Annotated in this window: 10 protein-coding genes and 1 tRNA gene; 7 read left to right on the forward strand and 4 right to left on the reverse strand. The window is 44.2% G+C overall.

The window, feature by feature from the left end; genetic code table 11:
* Positions 1-5: 5 nt before the first annotated feature.
* Complete coding sequence (locus tag IE103_RS03005; RefSeq protein WP_229827031.1) at positions 6-1,328, reverse strand: efflux RND transporter periplasmic adaptor subunit; 1,323 nt, start codon at positions 1,326-1,328, stop codon at positions 6-8.
* A 158-nt stretch (positions 1,329-1,486) separates the two neighbouring features.
* Between IE103_RS03005 and IE103_RS03010 the strand changes: the two genes are divergently transcribed.
* On the forward strand, positions 1,487-2,122 hold the full coding sequence (locus IE103_RS03010) for a TetR family transcriptional regulator (protein WP_189344503.1): 636 nt from the start codon (positions 1,487-1,489) through the stop codon (positions 2,120-2,122).
* Positions 2,123-2,152: 30 nt separating this feature from the next.
* Here IE103_RS03010 and IE103_RS03015 read toward each other — a convergent pair whose 3' ends face one another.
* Positions 2,153-2,785, reverse strand: a complete 633-nt coding sequence (locus IE103_RS03015; protein ID WP_229827032.1) for a trimeric intracellular cation channel family protein — start codon at positions 2,783-2,785, stop codon at positions 2,153-2,155.
* 192 nt (positions 2,786-2,977) lie between these two features.
* Between IE103_RS03015 and IE103_RS03020 the strand changes: the two genes are divergently transcribed.
* The 3 genes from IE103_RS03020 (at position 2,978) to IE103_RS03030 (ending at position 5,329) form a co-directional block, all read left to right on the forward strand.
* Entirely contained in the window at positions 2,978-3,250 is a 273-nt protein-coding gene (locus IE103_RS03020) for a type B 50S ribosomal protein L31 (RefSeq protein ID WP_189344504.1), read from the forward strand.
* A 95-nt stretch (positions 3,251-3,345) separates the two neighbouring features.
* Positions 3,346-5,073: an ArnT family glycosyltransferase gene (locus tag IE103_RS03025; RefSeq protein WP_189344505.1), complete on the forward strand. Its 1,728-nt coding sequence runs from the start codon at positions 3,346-3,348 to the stop codon at positions 5,071-5,073.
* A 171-nt stretch (positions 5,074-5,244) separates the two neighbouring features.
* Positions 5,245-5,329 (forward strand) — tRNA-Leu (locus IE103_RS03030).
* Positions 5,330-5,538: 209 nt separating this feature from the next.
* Here the strand turns inward: IE103_RS03030 and IE103_RS03035 are convergent.
* Together IE103_RS03035 and IE103_RS03040 are read right to left on the reverse strand one after the other, a co-directional pair.
* A complete protein-coding gene (locus IE103_RS03035; RefSeq protein ID WP_189344506.1) occupies positions 5,539-6,813 on the reverse strand; it encodes a DUF819 family protein in 1,275 nt (424 codons plus the stop codon).
* Between the two features lie 316 nt (positions 6,814-7,129).
* Positions 7,130-8,716, reverse strand: a complete 1,587-nt coding sequence (locus IE103_RS03040; RefSeq protein ID WP_189344507.1) for a phage tail sheath family protein — start codon at positions 8,714-8,716, stop codon at positions 7,130-7,132.
* A gap of 1,126 nt (positions 8,717-9,842) precedes the next feature.
* Here IE103_RS03040 and IE103_RS03045 point away from each other — a divergent pair.
* The 3 genes from IE103_RS03045 (at position 9,843) to IE103_RS03055 (ending at position 15,983) form a co-directional block, all read left to right on the forward strand.
* Entirely contained in the window at positions 9,843-12,113 is a 2,271-nt protein-coding gene (locus IE103_RS03045) for a methyl-accepting chemotaxis protein (protein WP_189344508.1), read from the forward strand.
* A 208-nt stretch (positions 12,114-12,321) separates the two neighbouring features.
* Positions 12,322-12,468 (forward strand): DUF3149 domain-containing protein, encoded by a 147-nt coding sequence (locus IE103_RS03050; protein WP_189344509.1) that lies wholly within the window; start codon positions 12,322-12,324, stop codon positions 12,466-12,468.
* A 608-nt stretch (positions 12,469-13,076) separates the two neighbouring features.
* Positions 13,077-15,983 (forward strand): EAL domain-containing protein, encoded by a 2,907-nt coding sequence (locus IE103_RS03055; RefSeq protein WP_189344510.1) that lies wholly within the window; start codon positions 13,077-13,079, stop codon positions 15,981-15,983.
* Positions 15,984-16,107: the final 124 nt, after the last annotated feature.

The raw sequence follows: 16,107 nt of genomic DNA on the forward strand, positions 1-16,107 counted from the left end.
CGGACTTAGTGCGCAGCTTTCGCACTTGCAGAAGCTGAAGCGGCTGCTGCCTTCGGTGCAGTCGTTAATGCAGTCGTTGGTGCAGCAGAACTAGGGTTCGCTGCGGCTTTAGCATCAATTGCCACTGGTTTAACTGTCATACCAGGATCATGTGCCTTGATGAAGCCATCCACCAAAACGCGCTCGCCAGCTTGCAAACCTTTAGTCACGATCCATTCACCGTTCGACCATCCATCCAACTGGACTGGACGTGGCACCAGTTTGTTATCTGGCGATACGCCAAACACCATTTTGCCCATCGGGCTATCAATCACTGCGCGCTGTGGCACCGCAATCGCTGCTTGACGCGTTGCGCCTTGCAACATCACACGTACAAATTGACCTGGACGCAAAGCACCATCTGGATTAGCGATTTGCGCACGAGCATCGAACCCACCCGTTGTCGTGTTAACTTTTTCACTTAAGAAATTCATCTTGCCTGCGGTTGGGAAGATTTCACCGTTCGCCATTTTTAACTTCACGTTAAAATCCAAACCTCCATTGCTGGCACGCTTACCTGGCAAATGCAATTTGCCGTTCGCTAAATCAGCATTCAATTTCAAATAATCTGCTTCGCTCACGCTGAAATTGACATAGATAGGATCAGTTTGCACGATCGTCGTCAACAAACTATCGGCTGGTGTCACCAAGCTACCATTCGGTTTGCTTGCTACGCCTGTCACACCAGAAATCGGTGCTACCACTTTGGTATAGCTCAAATTTAACTTCGCTTCGTTGACTTGCGCGCGTACTTGTTTGTAGCTTGCTTCTGCCATCTCTAACGCGGATTTCGCATCATCGTATTCGCGCTGACTGATGGCTTTCTCGGCTGCCAATGGTGACAATCGTGCAAACTCGCGTTTTGCTTGATTTAACTTTGCTTCACTTACGCCAAGTGCCGCTTCCGCCGACGCTAATTGTGTTTGATATGAACCCGGATCAATTTGAAATAAAACCTGGCCTGCTTTGACTTTGGCGCCTTCTTCATAGACACGCTGCTCCAAAATGCCGCTAATGCGTGCGCGTACTTCGGTTTCGCGTATGCCAGCAGTTTGTCCAACAAACTCAAAATCGATTGGCAAATCACGACCTTGCAAAGTCACAACATTGACTTCTGGCGGTGGCATCGCTGCTCCTGCTGGTGCACCGGAAGCGCCTTGCTTACCACAGGCGGTCAGACCAAGCACTGGTAGAGCCAAAGCAAATACAACCGCTAACTTATTGAATTTAAAAGAAAAAGCCGACGCATCGCGGCTGTTTTTCTGGTTTCGAATGACTGTCTTGCGCATGAATTTCCTCTTTAAATGATGTTTACCGTGTGCTATTATATACATACACGAATGTTTGTATAGTTTTAAATTGTAAAATCCCTTCAACATATAAAAATAAAATAACTGATAGAACGTGTATTTATCACGCGTCTATCACGACAGCGAGGAGCTCCACCGTGGTCAGAAAAACCAAAGAAGATACCCAACAAACTTATGAAGCTTTGCTCAATGCGGCTGAGCAGGTGTTCTGTGAAAAAGGTGTTTCGAATACAACCTTAAACGATGTCGCGTGCGCGGCAGGCATGACGCGTGGCGCGATTTACTGGCACTTCAAAGACAAAAAAGAATTATTTCATGCACTATGCGATCGCGCCTTTATGCCTATCGAAGTCATGCTCAATGAAATTACTAGCAATTCGATAGACGACTCGATAGCGGCAATACGCCAATTGAACTTACACTTTATAGCGCAAGTGACGGCGAACACAAGACAAACAAAGATGTTTGATATTATTTTTCATCGCTGCGAGAAAACTGCAGAAATGCAAACCTTTATTCAAGAACGAGAAAGTCGCAATGAATGCATGGATAAAATTGCAGACATCTTCCGTGCTGGCGTCGACAAAGGCATCTTCCCACCAGATACTGATATACAAATAGCAGTCCAAATCAATCATGCATTTTTAATTGGCTTGGTACACGAATGGCTGATTGACCCAAGCGCCTACGATCTAGCTGCCCATGCAGAGAGCATGATTGATGCTGTGTTATTTGGCTTAGTTAACCGACCACCACGCAAAAAAACTACGTAAATAAATTACCAAGCCAAGCAAATTCACCAGTTAACCCGGCAATTTCCAATCATGGCGCACTGCCATTAAACGTAAAAGCACGGTCACAGCAATCCCACTAATGACAGCAAATAGCTCAGTCGCACCTAACAAAGTTAAACCCAAATAAGCCCAGCAACCAAGGAAGGCACAAGTGGCATACAACTGGCCACGCCGAAACACCATAGGGATCTCATTGCAAATCATATCCCGTAACACACCACCGAAAATTCCCGTGATCACGCCCATCATCACACAGATGAACAAAGGCATTTTCATCGCATAAGCCAACGACGCACCACCAACGCTAAATAAGCCTAAACCCAAAGCATCTGCATAGAGGATCACACGTTCAGTGACAACCTGACGTAATTGCCGAAAAAATGGCGAGACAAGAATACAAAAAATAAAAATTAACGTTGGATATTCATAATTTTCTATCCAAAACAAAGGTCGTCTGTCTAACAAAATATCGCGCACCGTGCCACCGCCAAACGCCGTAATAAAAGCGACGGTAAAAACACCAACCAAATCCATTTTCTTGCGCCTTGCCTCGACTAAACCAGAGCTAGCAAATACAAAAACACCAATTACTTCAACCACGTGAAGTAAGGTACTCATCCCAGCTTGAATATTTGTCGACATACTTTCCTTAAGGAGCAAATGGCACAGTCAAAATCGTGCATTGGCTTTATTTTATTGTATAATTACCGGCTTAGCTTGACGCTAAGAAACTTTTAATATGATTTAACTACTGGCAAGTGATAAGCAATCGGGTCAAGAAGCTGGGCGACCGACGAAGTGCGTATTGGCTACCAAACTATTTTTGAGGCAAGCATGAAAGACGGTATCCATCCAAATTATCGTGAAGTGATGTTCCACGACGTTTCTAACGATTTCAAATTCATCACACGTTCCACTATTCAAACTAAAGATTCTATCGAAGTTGATGGTAAGACTTTGCCATTGGTAAAGATCGAGGTTTCTGCTGAATCTCATCCTTTCTACACTGGTAAGCACAAAATCGTTGATACGGCTGGTCGCGTTGACAAGTTCCGTAAGAAATTCGGTTCTGTTGGTTCTAAAACGTCTGTTTCTACTGGCGAATAAGCAACGAACTTGTACGATTAGTACAGCAGTATCAAGAAAAAAGGCAGCTACGGCTGCCTTTTTTGTATCATCGAGTTTTATCAAATAAAAAAACTATGAAGCCAGTCCGTTTACCTGCCTCTGCCACCATTGCATTGCCACGTTGGAGCATCTTCGCACTTTGCTTACTTTATATCCTACCCGGTCTAATTGGCCGCGATCCATGGAAAGGAGCAGATGCAGCTGGTTTTGGTGTGATGTGGACAATGGCGCATGGCACCCTGAATGATTGGCTGTGGCCGCACGTGGTTGGCTTACCGGTCCCCGAAGAAGGCCCACTCGCATTCTGGTTAGGTGCGATTTGCATTAAATTATTTGGCGGTTTCATTGGCGACCCAATGGCTGCGCGCATTTCAACTGGTTTAGCATTCCTGCTCGGCTCCATATCAGTTTGGTACACCACCTATTTACTAGGTCGCCGTGCTGAGGCACAACCATTAAAACTGGCATTTGGTGGACAACCAGAACCACGCGACTTCGGTCGTACTTTAGCCGATGGTGCATTACTTATTTATCTCGGCTGCTTGGGACTACTACTTCCTAGCCATACTTCAAGCAGTGGACCTTTGCACATCGCTTTAATCGCTTATTCGCTTTACGTTTGCGTGCGCTATTTCGATACACCCAGCAAGATCGGCGCATTCAAAATCGGCTTAGTACTGGGCTTATTAATACTCACGCGAGGCTGGATCATTCCACTGGCGATCTTGCTTGCCTTATTTGCGCTGTGCTTTTATCGCCAACAAAAACTCAGTAGCCAAATCATTGCCATCAGCTTACCTGCGACATTATTAGTTGCGGGTCTTTGGATCTTTGCGATACAAACTGTACAGCCTTACTCCAGCTCGCCCTATCAAGCTTGGATGGAATGGAACTATCGTCAAATCGGCCTCCCAGCACTCGATAACGCTTTCTATTTCTTACGTTACGGAATTTGGTTTGCCTGGCCCGCTTGGCCTTTTGCGGCTTGGGCGATTTATGCATGGCGCAAGCAAGAACGTACTTTGCACATCTCCCTACCTTTAAGCTTCTTGATCTGTTTCATCTTGCTGGCACTACTCAATCACAGCCATGAAGAAGGATATTTGCTGCCGATTCTGCCACCATTAGCGATCTTGGCGGCATTTGGTCTGCCGACAATGAAACGCAGTGCGATTAATGCTGTCGATTGGTTTGCTGTTATGGTCATGACAGGAGCAGCTGGCTTATTCTGGTTAGGCTGGATTGCCTTACAAACGGGCTGGCCTGCTCGCACTGGCAAAAAAGTATTAAGTTGGGCACCTGGCTACGTGCCAGAATTTAACGCATTTACTTTTATTCTCGGACTCAGTATCACGATCATTTGGTTTCGCATCGTGTATTGGCGCATTTCGCGTCAACCATCGGTACTATGGCGAGCGGTCGTACTATCGAGTGGCGGCGTGATCCTATGCTGGTTCTTATTGATGTCATTATGGCTGCCACTGGTAAATCATCGCGTTAGCTATGCAGCTGTTGCAAAAGAAATGGCAGAAAAAATCCCAACGCCCTATCGCTGCATTGACAGCAAACTTGGCGCATCACAACGCGCGTCTTTTGCCTACTTCAGCAAAGTTCACTTCGCTGGCTTCGATGAACAAAACTGCGACCTCTTACTGACACAGGGAAACCGTCGCTTCCAAGGAAAGTCCAAAGAACCTGTCGACAAGGATTTTCCAGGCAACTGGGAAATGATCTGGGAAGGTCAACGAGCGGCTGACAAAGATGAGTTCTTTACGCTCTACCGCAAAATAGAGAAAAAATAAAACGACTAAACGATTAATACGATTGACTGATGCGAAAACGAAAAAAATTCAATTCGCACAAAAAATAAGCAAATCAAACTGTTTGAAGAAGGAAACCATAAAATATAACAGCAAATTAAGCCAAGTGCTTGCAAAAATCGGAGCACCCTGTCATAATTCTGTTCATGCGTTGCCGAGATGGCGGAATTGGTAGACGCACCAGACTCAAAATCTGGCGCCGCAAGGCGTGCCGGTTCGATTCCGGCTCTCGGCACCAACAGTATTTAAGCCTCTTGAGAAATCAAGAGGCTTTTTGCTTTCTGGCTTAGAAAATTTGATTTACCAGAATCATTCAATCATTTAGCTCACACTCATTACACGCCGAACTTCATCGTACATAAAAAAATCGCGGTAGTTCAAACTACCGCGAAAAAATTCAGCTTATTTGTAATTTGCATTCAATAGACAAGGCTCAACCGTCTAGCTCTACGCTCCCACCACCATGCGTAAAAGCTGACCACATACCCAGCCACCATAGGTTCCCAATGCATATCCCAACACCGCCAATAACACCCCGACTGGCGCGAGTGCTGGATGAAATGCGCTAGCAACAATAGGAGCACTCGCTGCCGCGCCAATATTGGCTTGACTACCAACAGCCATATAAAACACAGGAGCTTTCAACCAAATGGCAACTAGGATCATCAATGCACCATGGAAGCTAATCCAAATTAATCCCAAGATAAATAATTCAGGATCGGAAAAGATCGATGCCAAATTCATTTGCATACCGATGGTTGCCACTAAAACATAAATCGCTACCGAACCGATCTTAGAAGCACCAGCCCCCTCTAATTTTTTAGCCCGCGTAAATGAGAGCATCAATCCAAATGTCGTCGCCAACACCGTCACCCAGAAGAAATTAGCGGTTAAGCTATAACGCTCCAAATGCGGCGCATGCTCTTTGATAAATGGCACGATAAAACTCGTCAACCAATGCGCCAGACCGGTTGCACCAAAACCTAGCGCCAAAATTTTGATGAAATCATCGGTCTTCGCAATTCGTGTATTTTCTAGACTGACCTTTTCTACTCGTGCACGCAAATCTTCTAGAGCGCGCGTATCAGCACCGCGCATGGCATCAAGCTTAATACTGCGTGCAGCTAAAAATAGTAAGAACGCCATCCAGATATTGCCAACGATGACATCGACCGCAACAAACTTGCCAAACACATCCGCTCCAACGGCATACACTTCTTTCATCGCTGCCTGATTTGCGCCACCACCTATCCAACTACCTGCGGTGGTTGTCATACCGCGCCAAATTGCATTCTCACCTGCCGGATCTAATAAACTAGGATCAAACAATCCCATAATCATCAAAGCCAAGGGCGCCCCCAAAATAACACCGACGGTTCCCGTCAAAAACAAAATCACCGCCTTAGGGCCAAGCTTTAAAATCGCATTCAAATCACATGCTAAACACAAGACCACCAAGGCCAGCGGCAATAAATAATCGCGTGCCATTGGGTACAACTTGGAAGCACCACCATCAATGACGCCAAAGGTATTCAACAAACCGGGAATAAAGTAACAAAGCAATAAAGCTGGTACTACAGCATAAAATTTTTTCCAAAATCCATGCTGCGATTTTTCTGTGACAAACACTACTCCCAACACCACCATCAATATTCCGAACACAACCGGATCTGCCGAAATCAATGCGGTATTACCCGCCTCTGCACTTGTTGCACCTGCCATAAAGTCTCCTTAATTTTCCGAGCCTACTGATATTTTTTGTGGACGGATTGTTGTGTGTAATAAAAGAGGCAAAAAAACCTCGGCGTGATTCTACCGCACACCGATGTCAGTATCCCTTACATGGCGAAGTGGTTATTTTCAATCAGATATTAGACACGGGAAGAAACAGAGAGCGCGCATGAAACTATCAAAACTCGCGCGACTTTCTTCAATTAATCTGCAAAGATCGACGGCAAACGAGACGACAATCTCTGCGATGCTGAATCAACACGAATGATCGAGCCAACTATAGTAGTATCAATTGATATTTAGCTAATTAGCTTGTCGCCATTTGCTGCTGAAAGGTGAAAACGATAAATTCTGCAGGATGCACTACCGCGACTTTTATCGTGACATTCATAAAGCCATTAAGGATGTCGTTCGCAGTCATTGTCGAACCCAATCCACAACTCACGCTAAATGCATCGGAAGCACTAGCGCCCTGCAAGCCACCTTGTTTCCATACCGAAGTTAAGAAGTTACTAATCATACTTGTCACCGCCGCCCAAGTATTCTTGTCGTTCGGTTCGAAAATATAGGCACGTACTGCTTCTTTACATGATTGCTCCAAATACGTCATAGTGCGCCGCACTGGTATGTAACGCCAATCATCGCTATTTCCATCAAGTGTACGTGCGCCCCAGACTAAAATACCTAGCCCATTAAAAAAACGTATCGCATTAATGGATTTACCCGTTGCAGTATCCACATTTAAATTTCCTTGCTGTGCATCACTTAAACGAATCGGCAGTGACACCGCGCCAACGATGCTGGTATTGGCTGGAGCATTCCACACACCATTTTGACTATCGTTCAAGGTATAAACACCCGCCATCGCCCCACTCACTGGCAAGATGTTCGCGTAGGCCAAGACGACATTTATGAGCTGCTGATAACTAGGACTAGCTGTCAACAGCGCCGCTTGTAACTGACTATTCCTCATGGGATTCGTTGGCGGATTCTGTATCATGTTCAAAATTGCTGCCGCAGCGGGATTAGGATTCGATGGTGGATTTAAGAGCGCGACCAACTGCGCGACATCACCACCAAATAAATTCGTAAAATCGATGTCAGCACTTTGCATGATAGTTGTGCCGATGAATGGGTAATAGCAAACTCCAAAGTCCAAACCCTGGCTACCTGTCCCATTACGGAAATTCTCTACGTCATTGGTGTACAAAACCGGATCAGGCGTATCGCCACCGATCACATCAAAAATACATACTGCGGTTTGCAATTCCGAAGCTTGCAGCAAAGCCGTTTGCATCAAGGTCGCATTCTCCGCCAAGGACAACAGCGTTGCCTCGGGAAACACATATATGGTCGGTTCCTGCTCGTTTTTCAAAGTCGCCAAGCCAGACGTCAAATCAGATAGCAAGACGTTCGTATTCACTGGTCGCACACTAGGATCAGGCAAAGGTGTCTTACTCGGCGCACCATAGGTGCCAACCGACACGATGTAGGCACGCCCGCCACCATTTTGAAAAAACAAGCGCAGACTGTTGACCATGTAATAAAGCGTATTCGGATCAGGCAAGATCGCATAATCTACGCCACCAATATTCACATAATGACCAATACTCGATAACGACGAATGCGGCGCTTGCGCCACCAGATAATACTCAGGCTGATACTGCTTCGCCGGATCAGCTGGCGGCGCAGGATCATCCAACAAATAGATCGCAGCAAACTCAGCATAAGAAGAAATCACTTGTGGCGTATTTAGGTAAGACTTACCTTGGTATTCTGCTTTGGGCGTGTAGCCGACGAAGGCAGGAATAGCTGTCGCGACTGGAACCACCGAATTAGGGAAGGCGTTGAGTTCGTTGATGTAGACGCCTGGGCTTGTATATTGTTGGGTCATAATGTCAGTACCATTTGAATTTATTAATGCTTGCTTAATGGATAGATTGATCAAGGAAATCGGGATCGATGTCATGCAAATGAGTCTATAAGAAACAGTTCGGCTTTCATGTTGGTCTTAAAAAATTCAAATCTACATAACGAAGTTCAACAACACTTTCACTATCTACGATCGCAGTAGCAATCCAGTCAATTTCTGAATTTAGGGAAGTCCAAAAGTCCATAATTTGCTTTTTACTTTTAGCTTGCTGTCGTAGATACCATATTTTCATCTATTTGCTTATTGCTATAAAAATAGAGATCTCGAACGGATTCTGAATCCTTTCGCCGTATTTTCTTCATGAACAACACAAACCAAATATTCGACTATTTCTTACACTTAGCAAGAAGCCAATCAAAATTCACCTTCATAGAAAGCAATTCTTGTACCAAATAAAAAAATAAGCCAAAGATGTGTTGCTCAGCTAAGAGCAACCAATTAATTACGTCATTACATCTAACTTTGTACTAATTGACACGTAAAACAGAATTCGCTTCACATCAACAAAACTCTTCCCACTGCCCCTTGAACCACCATTACCGAGACCAGTAAGAATTCACCACCTTAGTGTGAATGAAATGAATGTGCTTCGTCGCCGTATGTTTTGGTCTTTCACCAACAGAGCTCGACTATCGTTGAAGCATTGTAAGCGGCAACGCTCGACTAGTTTGTATAGCTGGCGATTGGCCTAGCCGATTAGATCATCGAGTGAGTATTGCTTGACCTAATTGCTGGTTTATTAGCGTCAGCCGCAACGCTTAGGTGATTAAGTTTCACTCAAAGTTGCAGAGTAAATTTTCGATCAATCTCACATCATTAAAGAAATATGGTCACCTGCATTCAATCGCTTAAATTCAAGCAGTAAAAAGTGGCGATGGAATTATTAAAATCTACTGCCATAACGCCAGTCAAATTTAACAACAATTCACAAAACTTAATGATCAACATTGCCACAAATCAACAAATATCGCATCCCCATGCATTAAAGTGAACGCATCACTTATAACTAGTTTTGAGATCTGTATTTGTGAAGAAAATTTACTATTTATTGAGTCATGCCCAAATTTGGTCGCCTGCATCATCATTCATGCGGCAGCTCAAATTTCCGATGAAGATCTCGATTATTTCGCTCGCATTTTTATTGCCGATCATGTGGATGTTCGCCAGCTATTTCAATGAAGTGCATCACAATCTTCAATTTGTAAAGAAAGAACGTATTGGCGTGCAGTATGCAAAGTCAATTTATGAAGCACTTGATCACGCTGCTGCTTGGCGCTATCAAGTTAGAACAGCCGATACATCAACATCAGAGAACGTTATTAAGGAAGCAAAAAGTCAGTTCACTTCTTCTTTGAAAAAAGTTGAGACGCTCAACACGCAATATGGTTCTGTGCTCGAGACCAATACGCAATTCGAACAGGTCCGTCAAAGTGTCATTGATGCTGAACAAGAAAAACTAAGTGCTGAGCAAGTATATAAATTACACACCACACTCTTCCAAAATTTAAGCAATCTACTCGATAGGACGACCGATGGGTCTGGGCTGGCACTCGATCCAGATCTGCAATCCTATTATTTAATGAGCGCGGTTCTGATGCGTGCGCCGGAGATCATTCGCAGCACGTCGCAGTTGCGCGGACTTGGGCGCAATGCACTCAATCAAAAGCAAATCAATGTTCAACAAGTCGCCGAAATTGAGCAGCATTTAGCAATTATGGAACACGAGCTTGCGTTGGCAGCGCGTGATATGGATAAAGTAAAACAGGCAGCGCCAACACATTTTTCTAAAATTGAAATTGCTGCAATCGAAATGACGGGTGCGTTCATCAATGCCATCAAGCGCGATTTGCTGTCCAACCCAAGCGAGTTGAATGCCGACCTTGCGAACTATATTTCAGTTGCCAATAAGACTTTGGAAACACAGTTCTCGCAAGTACAAAAAAATCTGGATGCACTCGATATGATGCTGGCAGAACGTCAAGCAAAGCTCAATTTCAATTTGTACCTGACTGCTGGTATTTCTGCCTGTGGCGTATCGCTGGCATTCTATTTATTCATGGGCTTTTATCGTTCTATGATTGGCGGCATCAAGCAACTTCGTCGTCGATTAATTAGCATTGCGATGGGTGATTTGCGCGTGGATATTAAGACCAAGGGTAAAGACGAAATGTCTGGCTTATTGAAAGAGCTAGCGAACATGCAAAAGGCTTTACGCGATACTGTGAATCAAGTGAAGTTAGCAAGCGACCATGTGGTGAGTTCGAGCATGGAAATCGCGCAAGGCACACAAGACTTATCAGCACGAACCGAATCGGCAGCAAGTGCGTTGGAGGAATCATCCGCCGCGCTTGAAGAAACCACCTCAACAGTGCAAATGACGGCTGATTCAGTCAAACAAGCCTCGAATATTGCGATAGACAATGCAGCAGCAGCGACGCGTGGAGGCGAAGTCATGCGCAATGTCGTTACTACGATGGAGAATATTCAAGACTCCTCCAAGAAAATTAGCGACATCATTAGCGTGATTGACGGCATCGCATTTCAAACAAATATCTTGGCACTCAATGCGGCGGTTGAAGCAGCGCGTGCAGGCGAGCAAGGTCGCGGGTTCGCCGTGGTCGCCTCCGAGGTGCGTGCGCTTGCAGGTCGTAGCGCGCTTGCAGCTAAAGAAATTAAAGATCTTATTACCCATAGTTCAGCACAAATCTCTACGGGCACCACAGTGGTTAAAAATGCGGGACATGCAATGACAGAAATCGTGCACAACGCCGATAGAATTAAAGATCTATTAGATGAAGTGGCGAATGGTGCGCGTGAACAAAGTTTAGGTGTTAGTCAAATTGGCGAAGCTGTGAGCGAGCTTGATCGTAATACGCAAGCCAATGCAGTGCTTGTGGAAGAAACCGCGACTGCCGCCAAATCACAATGCAATGTCGCTGTTCGCCTTGCTGCTCAAGTGGATGAATTTAGACTTCCTGGTCATACGGTTGCAGAAAAAGTTGAAGGCATCGATATTGATTCCATTATTGACGCGCATCGACAATGGAAAGTAAAACTCCGCGAAGCAATTGAGAATGGCGATCATGTCGATGTTAAAACCCTCACGCGCGATGATTGCTGTGCACTTGGAAAATGGATCTATGGTGATGGTCAACGACTTAGCTCTCGTCGTAGCTTTAAAGAGCTTTTAGAAAAGCACGCACGCTTCCATCGCGTGGCTGGACAAGTTGGCGAGTTAATCAATGACAATCAATTAGAAAAAGCCGAAGATGCCTTAGCGCATGGAACAGCATTTTCTACCGCAACCAGTGAGGTGGTATTGATACTGTCAGGGGTCAAGCGCCTTGGTTTTGACTGATGTGGCGATTATCCAAATTAGAAAAAGGATCGAAAAATAGATAGGCAGTTCACACTAGCTTAAATTGTGAGAATTCCTTGCGACAAAAGAGTTTTGTTGTTTCAAACACAGTCTGTTAGTGATCAAGAATTCACATGCAACTTGATCCAGCTCAACTCTTTTCAGGTCTGAATGCCTATACTCAATTTACACAATTGAGGAGAACGAAATGAAATTATGGAACACATTATTTTCAACTGATTATGGCCTAATGAGTATTGGTGTCATCCTGTTTATTATTGGCATGGCGATTTTCTTTATTCTCTATTTCCTAAAAAATCTCAAAGATGAAGAGGCCAGTACCGACGTTCAATAAGTACGTCAGCTTGCATGAATTAGCATGACCGCTTCAGAGAAAATCAGCGCCCTCATACTAAAAATATGAGGCGCTATCTCAACAAATCTACCTTTTACTTCAGTAATACATATGTTTGGCTGAACCATCGAATATGGGTCATGGCTCGTCGTTGCAATCATGCTCAATCATTAGTATTCAATGTGCGCTAAAGTCAATTGTGACTTAACGCAGCAAAAAGCATCGTCTGTCGATACGGCCGAATTTACATCAATGACTGACATGATTTCTCACAAGCGCAAACAATGCATGCGCTGGCTTCGTTCGTTGTGGATCCTATTGATTTTGGCTTAATACCACCATCATCAAAAAACAACATAAGCGAATCTTTTCTTGTATAGTCAACTTTTAGCAAAACGCTTGGCTGGCTTAGCTCTCCTAGGCTCCATAGCAATCAAGCAATTAATTTTTAAACTTCATCAAAAGAAAATCAGTTAAATTTCCACTCATCAAAAATTATTACGACACGTCCGAGCAATGATAAAATGTTTCCATGTGGAAATTTATCGCTACACAATAAATTAGTCGATAATTTATTTGACAGCATAGTTAATAGGATTTGGTATTGAATGAACAAGCTCGAAACCTCTCAGTCTTTTCATCAAGATCATTGGTGGCGATTGCATCCCTCGCATGAAATCACCACCTACAAATTAGTCCTTTTTCTCGCCCTCCTCGCCTTCATCCAGTTTTTATCTTGGTTAATTCCAAGCGCGCCTAACCATCAAGGGATTCCCTACTATCTATCGCTCCATACTTTAATGGAGACACTCTCAATTGCAGTAGCGATGATGGTGGTTGCGGTAGGCTGGAACTATCGACAATCACGTAACACGCAAAATTTGGTCTTGCTTGCCTGTTTATTCTTCGCCGTCGGCATTCTAGATTTCTTACACATGGTGTCGTACGCCGGCATGCCTGAATTTTTAAGTCCTAACGATACAGATAAACACTTAAATTTTTGGCTCTCAGCACGTTTTGTGGCGGCACTCGCATTGCTGGTTGTAAGTATCTGTCCTTGGGAAACTAGCGTATCAAAGAAATTTCAATACGCCTTGTTTTCTGCAACCTGCACCATTACAACACTGTTCGCGGCATTGGTCGTCTATCGCCAAGATTTGTTTCCACATTGGTTTATCCCTGGTCAAGGCCTAACACCACTGAAGAAACTACTCGAATACGTATTCATCTTGATGAACATAGCGACAGCCATCGTATTGTGGATCAAGATGCGGCAACCACAATCATTTAAAGCCTCGCTATTATTTGCAGCGGTTTGCACGATGGCGATGAGTGAATTCTTTTTTACGCTGTATGCAACCTTAACCGGCGCCTACAACGTGCTCGGGCATATTTACAAGGTCATTAGTTACTACTTCATCTATCGCGCTGTAGTTGTTGAAGCGATTGAGCAACCCTACTTAAAACTAGAAGTCGCACAACAAAATTTGGAATTGGCAGTACGAGCATCAAATACAGGTTTATGGGACTGGAATATCCAAACAGGACAAACTATTTACTCTAGCGTATGGAAAGCCCAACTAGGTTACACCGATGCTGAGCTCGACAATCATTTCAACACCTGGGAATCGCTGCTACACCCCGATGACAAGAAAATCGCGCAGCAAAGAGTGCAAGACTTTCTGGCATTTGATCACATTAAAATCTATGAAAGTGAATTCCGTTTACGGCACAAAGACGGTAGCTATCACTGGATTTTGGCGCGTGGCGAAAAACAATATGATCATCGTGGTCGCTTGCAGCGCTTGGTCGGCTCGCATACCGATCTAACCGAATTTAAACGCGCTGAGGATCGCTTCCGCAGCGCGCTTCAAGCCTCACCAAATGCAATGATCATGACCGACGAAAATGGACTGATCGTATTGACCAATACCGAGGCTGACACACTGTTTGGTTATGCCAGTTCTAGTCTACTAGGAAAGTCAATCGAAGAACTTATTCCGAGTCGATTGCGAGAGCAACATGGCCTACATATTCAAGGCTATTTAAAGCATGCTAGTGAAAGAAAAATGGGGGAAGGTCGAGAACTATTCGCCTTACATAATGATGGTCACGAGTTCCGTGTAGAAATCGGCTTAACGCCGATCTTCAAAGAGGAAAGTCGTTATATTCTGGCTTCGATTGTGGACATAACTAGTCAACTTCAATCTGAGCGCAGAATACGTCAACTGATTTATTTTGATTCCTTGACTGGGCTACCTAACCGCCACCTATTAAAAGAAACCGTACAAACCGCGATTATTCAAGCGCAAAAAAATGCGGTACAGCTTGGTTTACTATTCTTAGATATTGATCACTTTAAGAACATTAACGATACCTTAGGCCATCGTACCGGTGACGAATTAATAGTAGAAATTAGCCAGCGTTTGCGTGATAACTTATTTAAAGAAAATGTGATCTCACGTATGGGCGGTGACGAATTCGTCGTCATCATCAATCACTGCGATGATCAGGAGTTAAGTCGTATTGCCGAACGATTGCTCGACAAGGTATCTAAGCCCTATCAGTTGGAAAAACATACGCTTACAGTGACAGCATCGATCGGGATTGCAAGCTTTCCACGGGATGGCGACGACTTTGAAACCTTGTACCAGCATGCCGATATCGCCATGTATAACGCGAAACATGACGGCCGTAATGACTTCCGTTTCTTTAATCACGATATGCAATTACGCACGGCACGTGTGCTCGCGCTTGAAAATGCGATGCATCAAGCCTTGGAAAGAAACGAGTTTTATTTGCAGTATCAACCGCAGCTTTCAATCAAAAATCATCGTGTGATCGGTGTCGAAGCTTTACTTCGCTGGAAGCATCCTGAATTGGGTATGATCTCGCCCGCTGAATTCATCCCGCTAGCTGAAAATAGCGGACAAATTATTCCGATTGGAACTTGGGTAATACGTACTGCGGTCAATCAACTCAAGCAATGGTTAGATAAAGATTTACCACCTATGGTGATGGCGGTGAATCTATCTGCGATTCAATTTAAGCATCCAGATCTGCCTGGATTAGTATCGAGCATACTCGAGCAAGCGCAACTTGCTCCTGAATATCTCGAGCTCGAACTCACCGAAGGTGTTGCGATGGGCGATCCTGTGCATGCCATCGGTATTATGGATGACTTGCATTCACGTGGAGTCAGAATGTCGATCGACGATTTTGGCACAGGTTATTCTTCTCTCAGCTATCTCAAAAAATTCAATATCTATAAACTCAAAATTGATCAATCATTTGTACGTGATATTGCGACTGATGCCGATGACAGTGCGATTGTCAGTGCGATTATTCAACTCGCGCATAGTCTCGACTTCATCACGATTGCCGAAGGCGTAGAAACCGAAGCCCAAAGAGAATTTTTATTGAAGCAAGGCTGTGATGAGCTGCAAGGCTACTTATTCAGCAGGCCCTTACTTGCAGAAGATGCGGAACAATTCATACGACAAAATACGAAATGATGGAACTAAACACCGCTTAGCTTGATTTAATCAAAAATAAACTTGTATAAGTCTCAACAAAGATAAATCTTGCCTATTGACCTAATCAGTTTATATGCTAATGTTTTCAATTATTTCTAACTGT

The organism is Affinundibacterium macrobrachii, from assembly GCF_014652415.1.
GTDB classification, from domain to species: domain Bacteria; phylum Pseudomonadota; class Gammaproteobacteria; order Burkholderiales; family Burkholderiaceae_D; genus Undibacterium; species Undibacterium macrobrachii.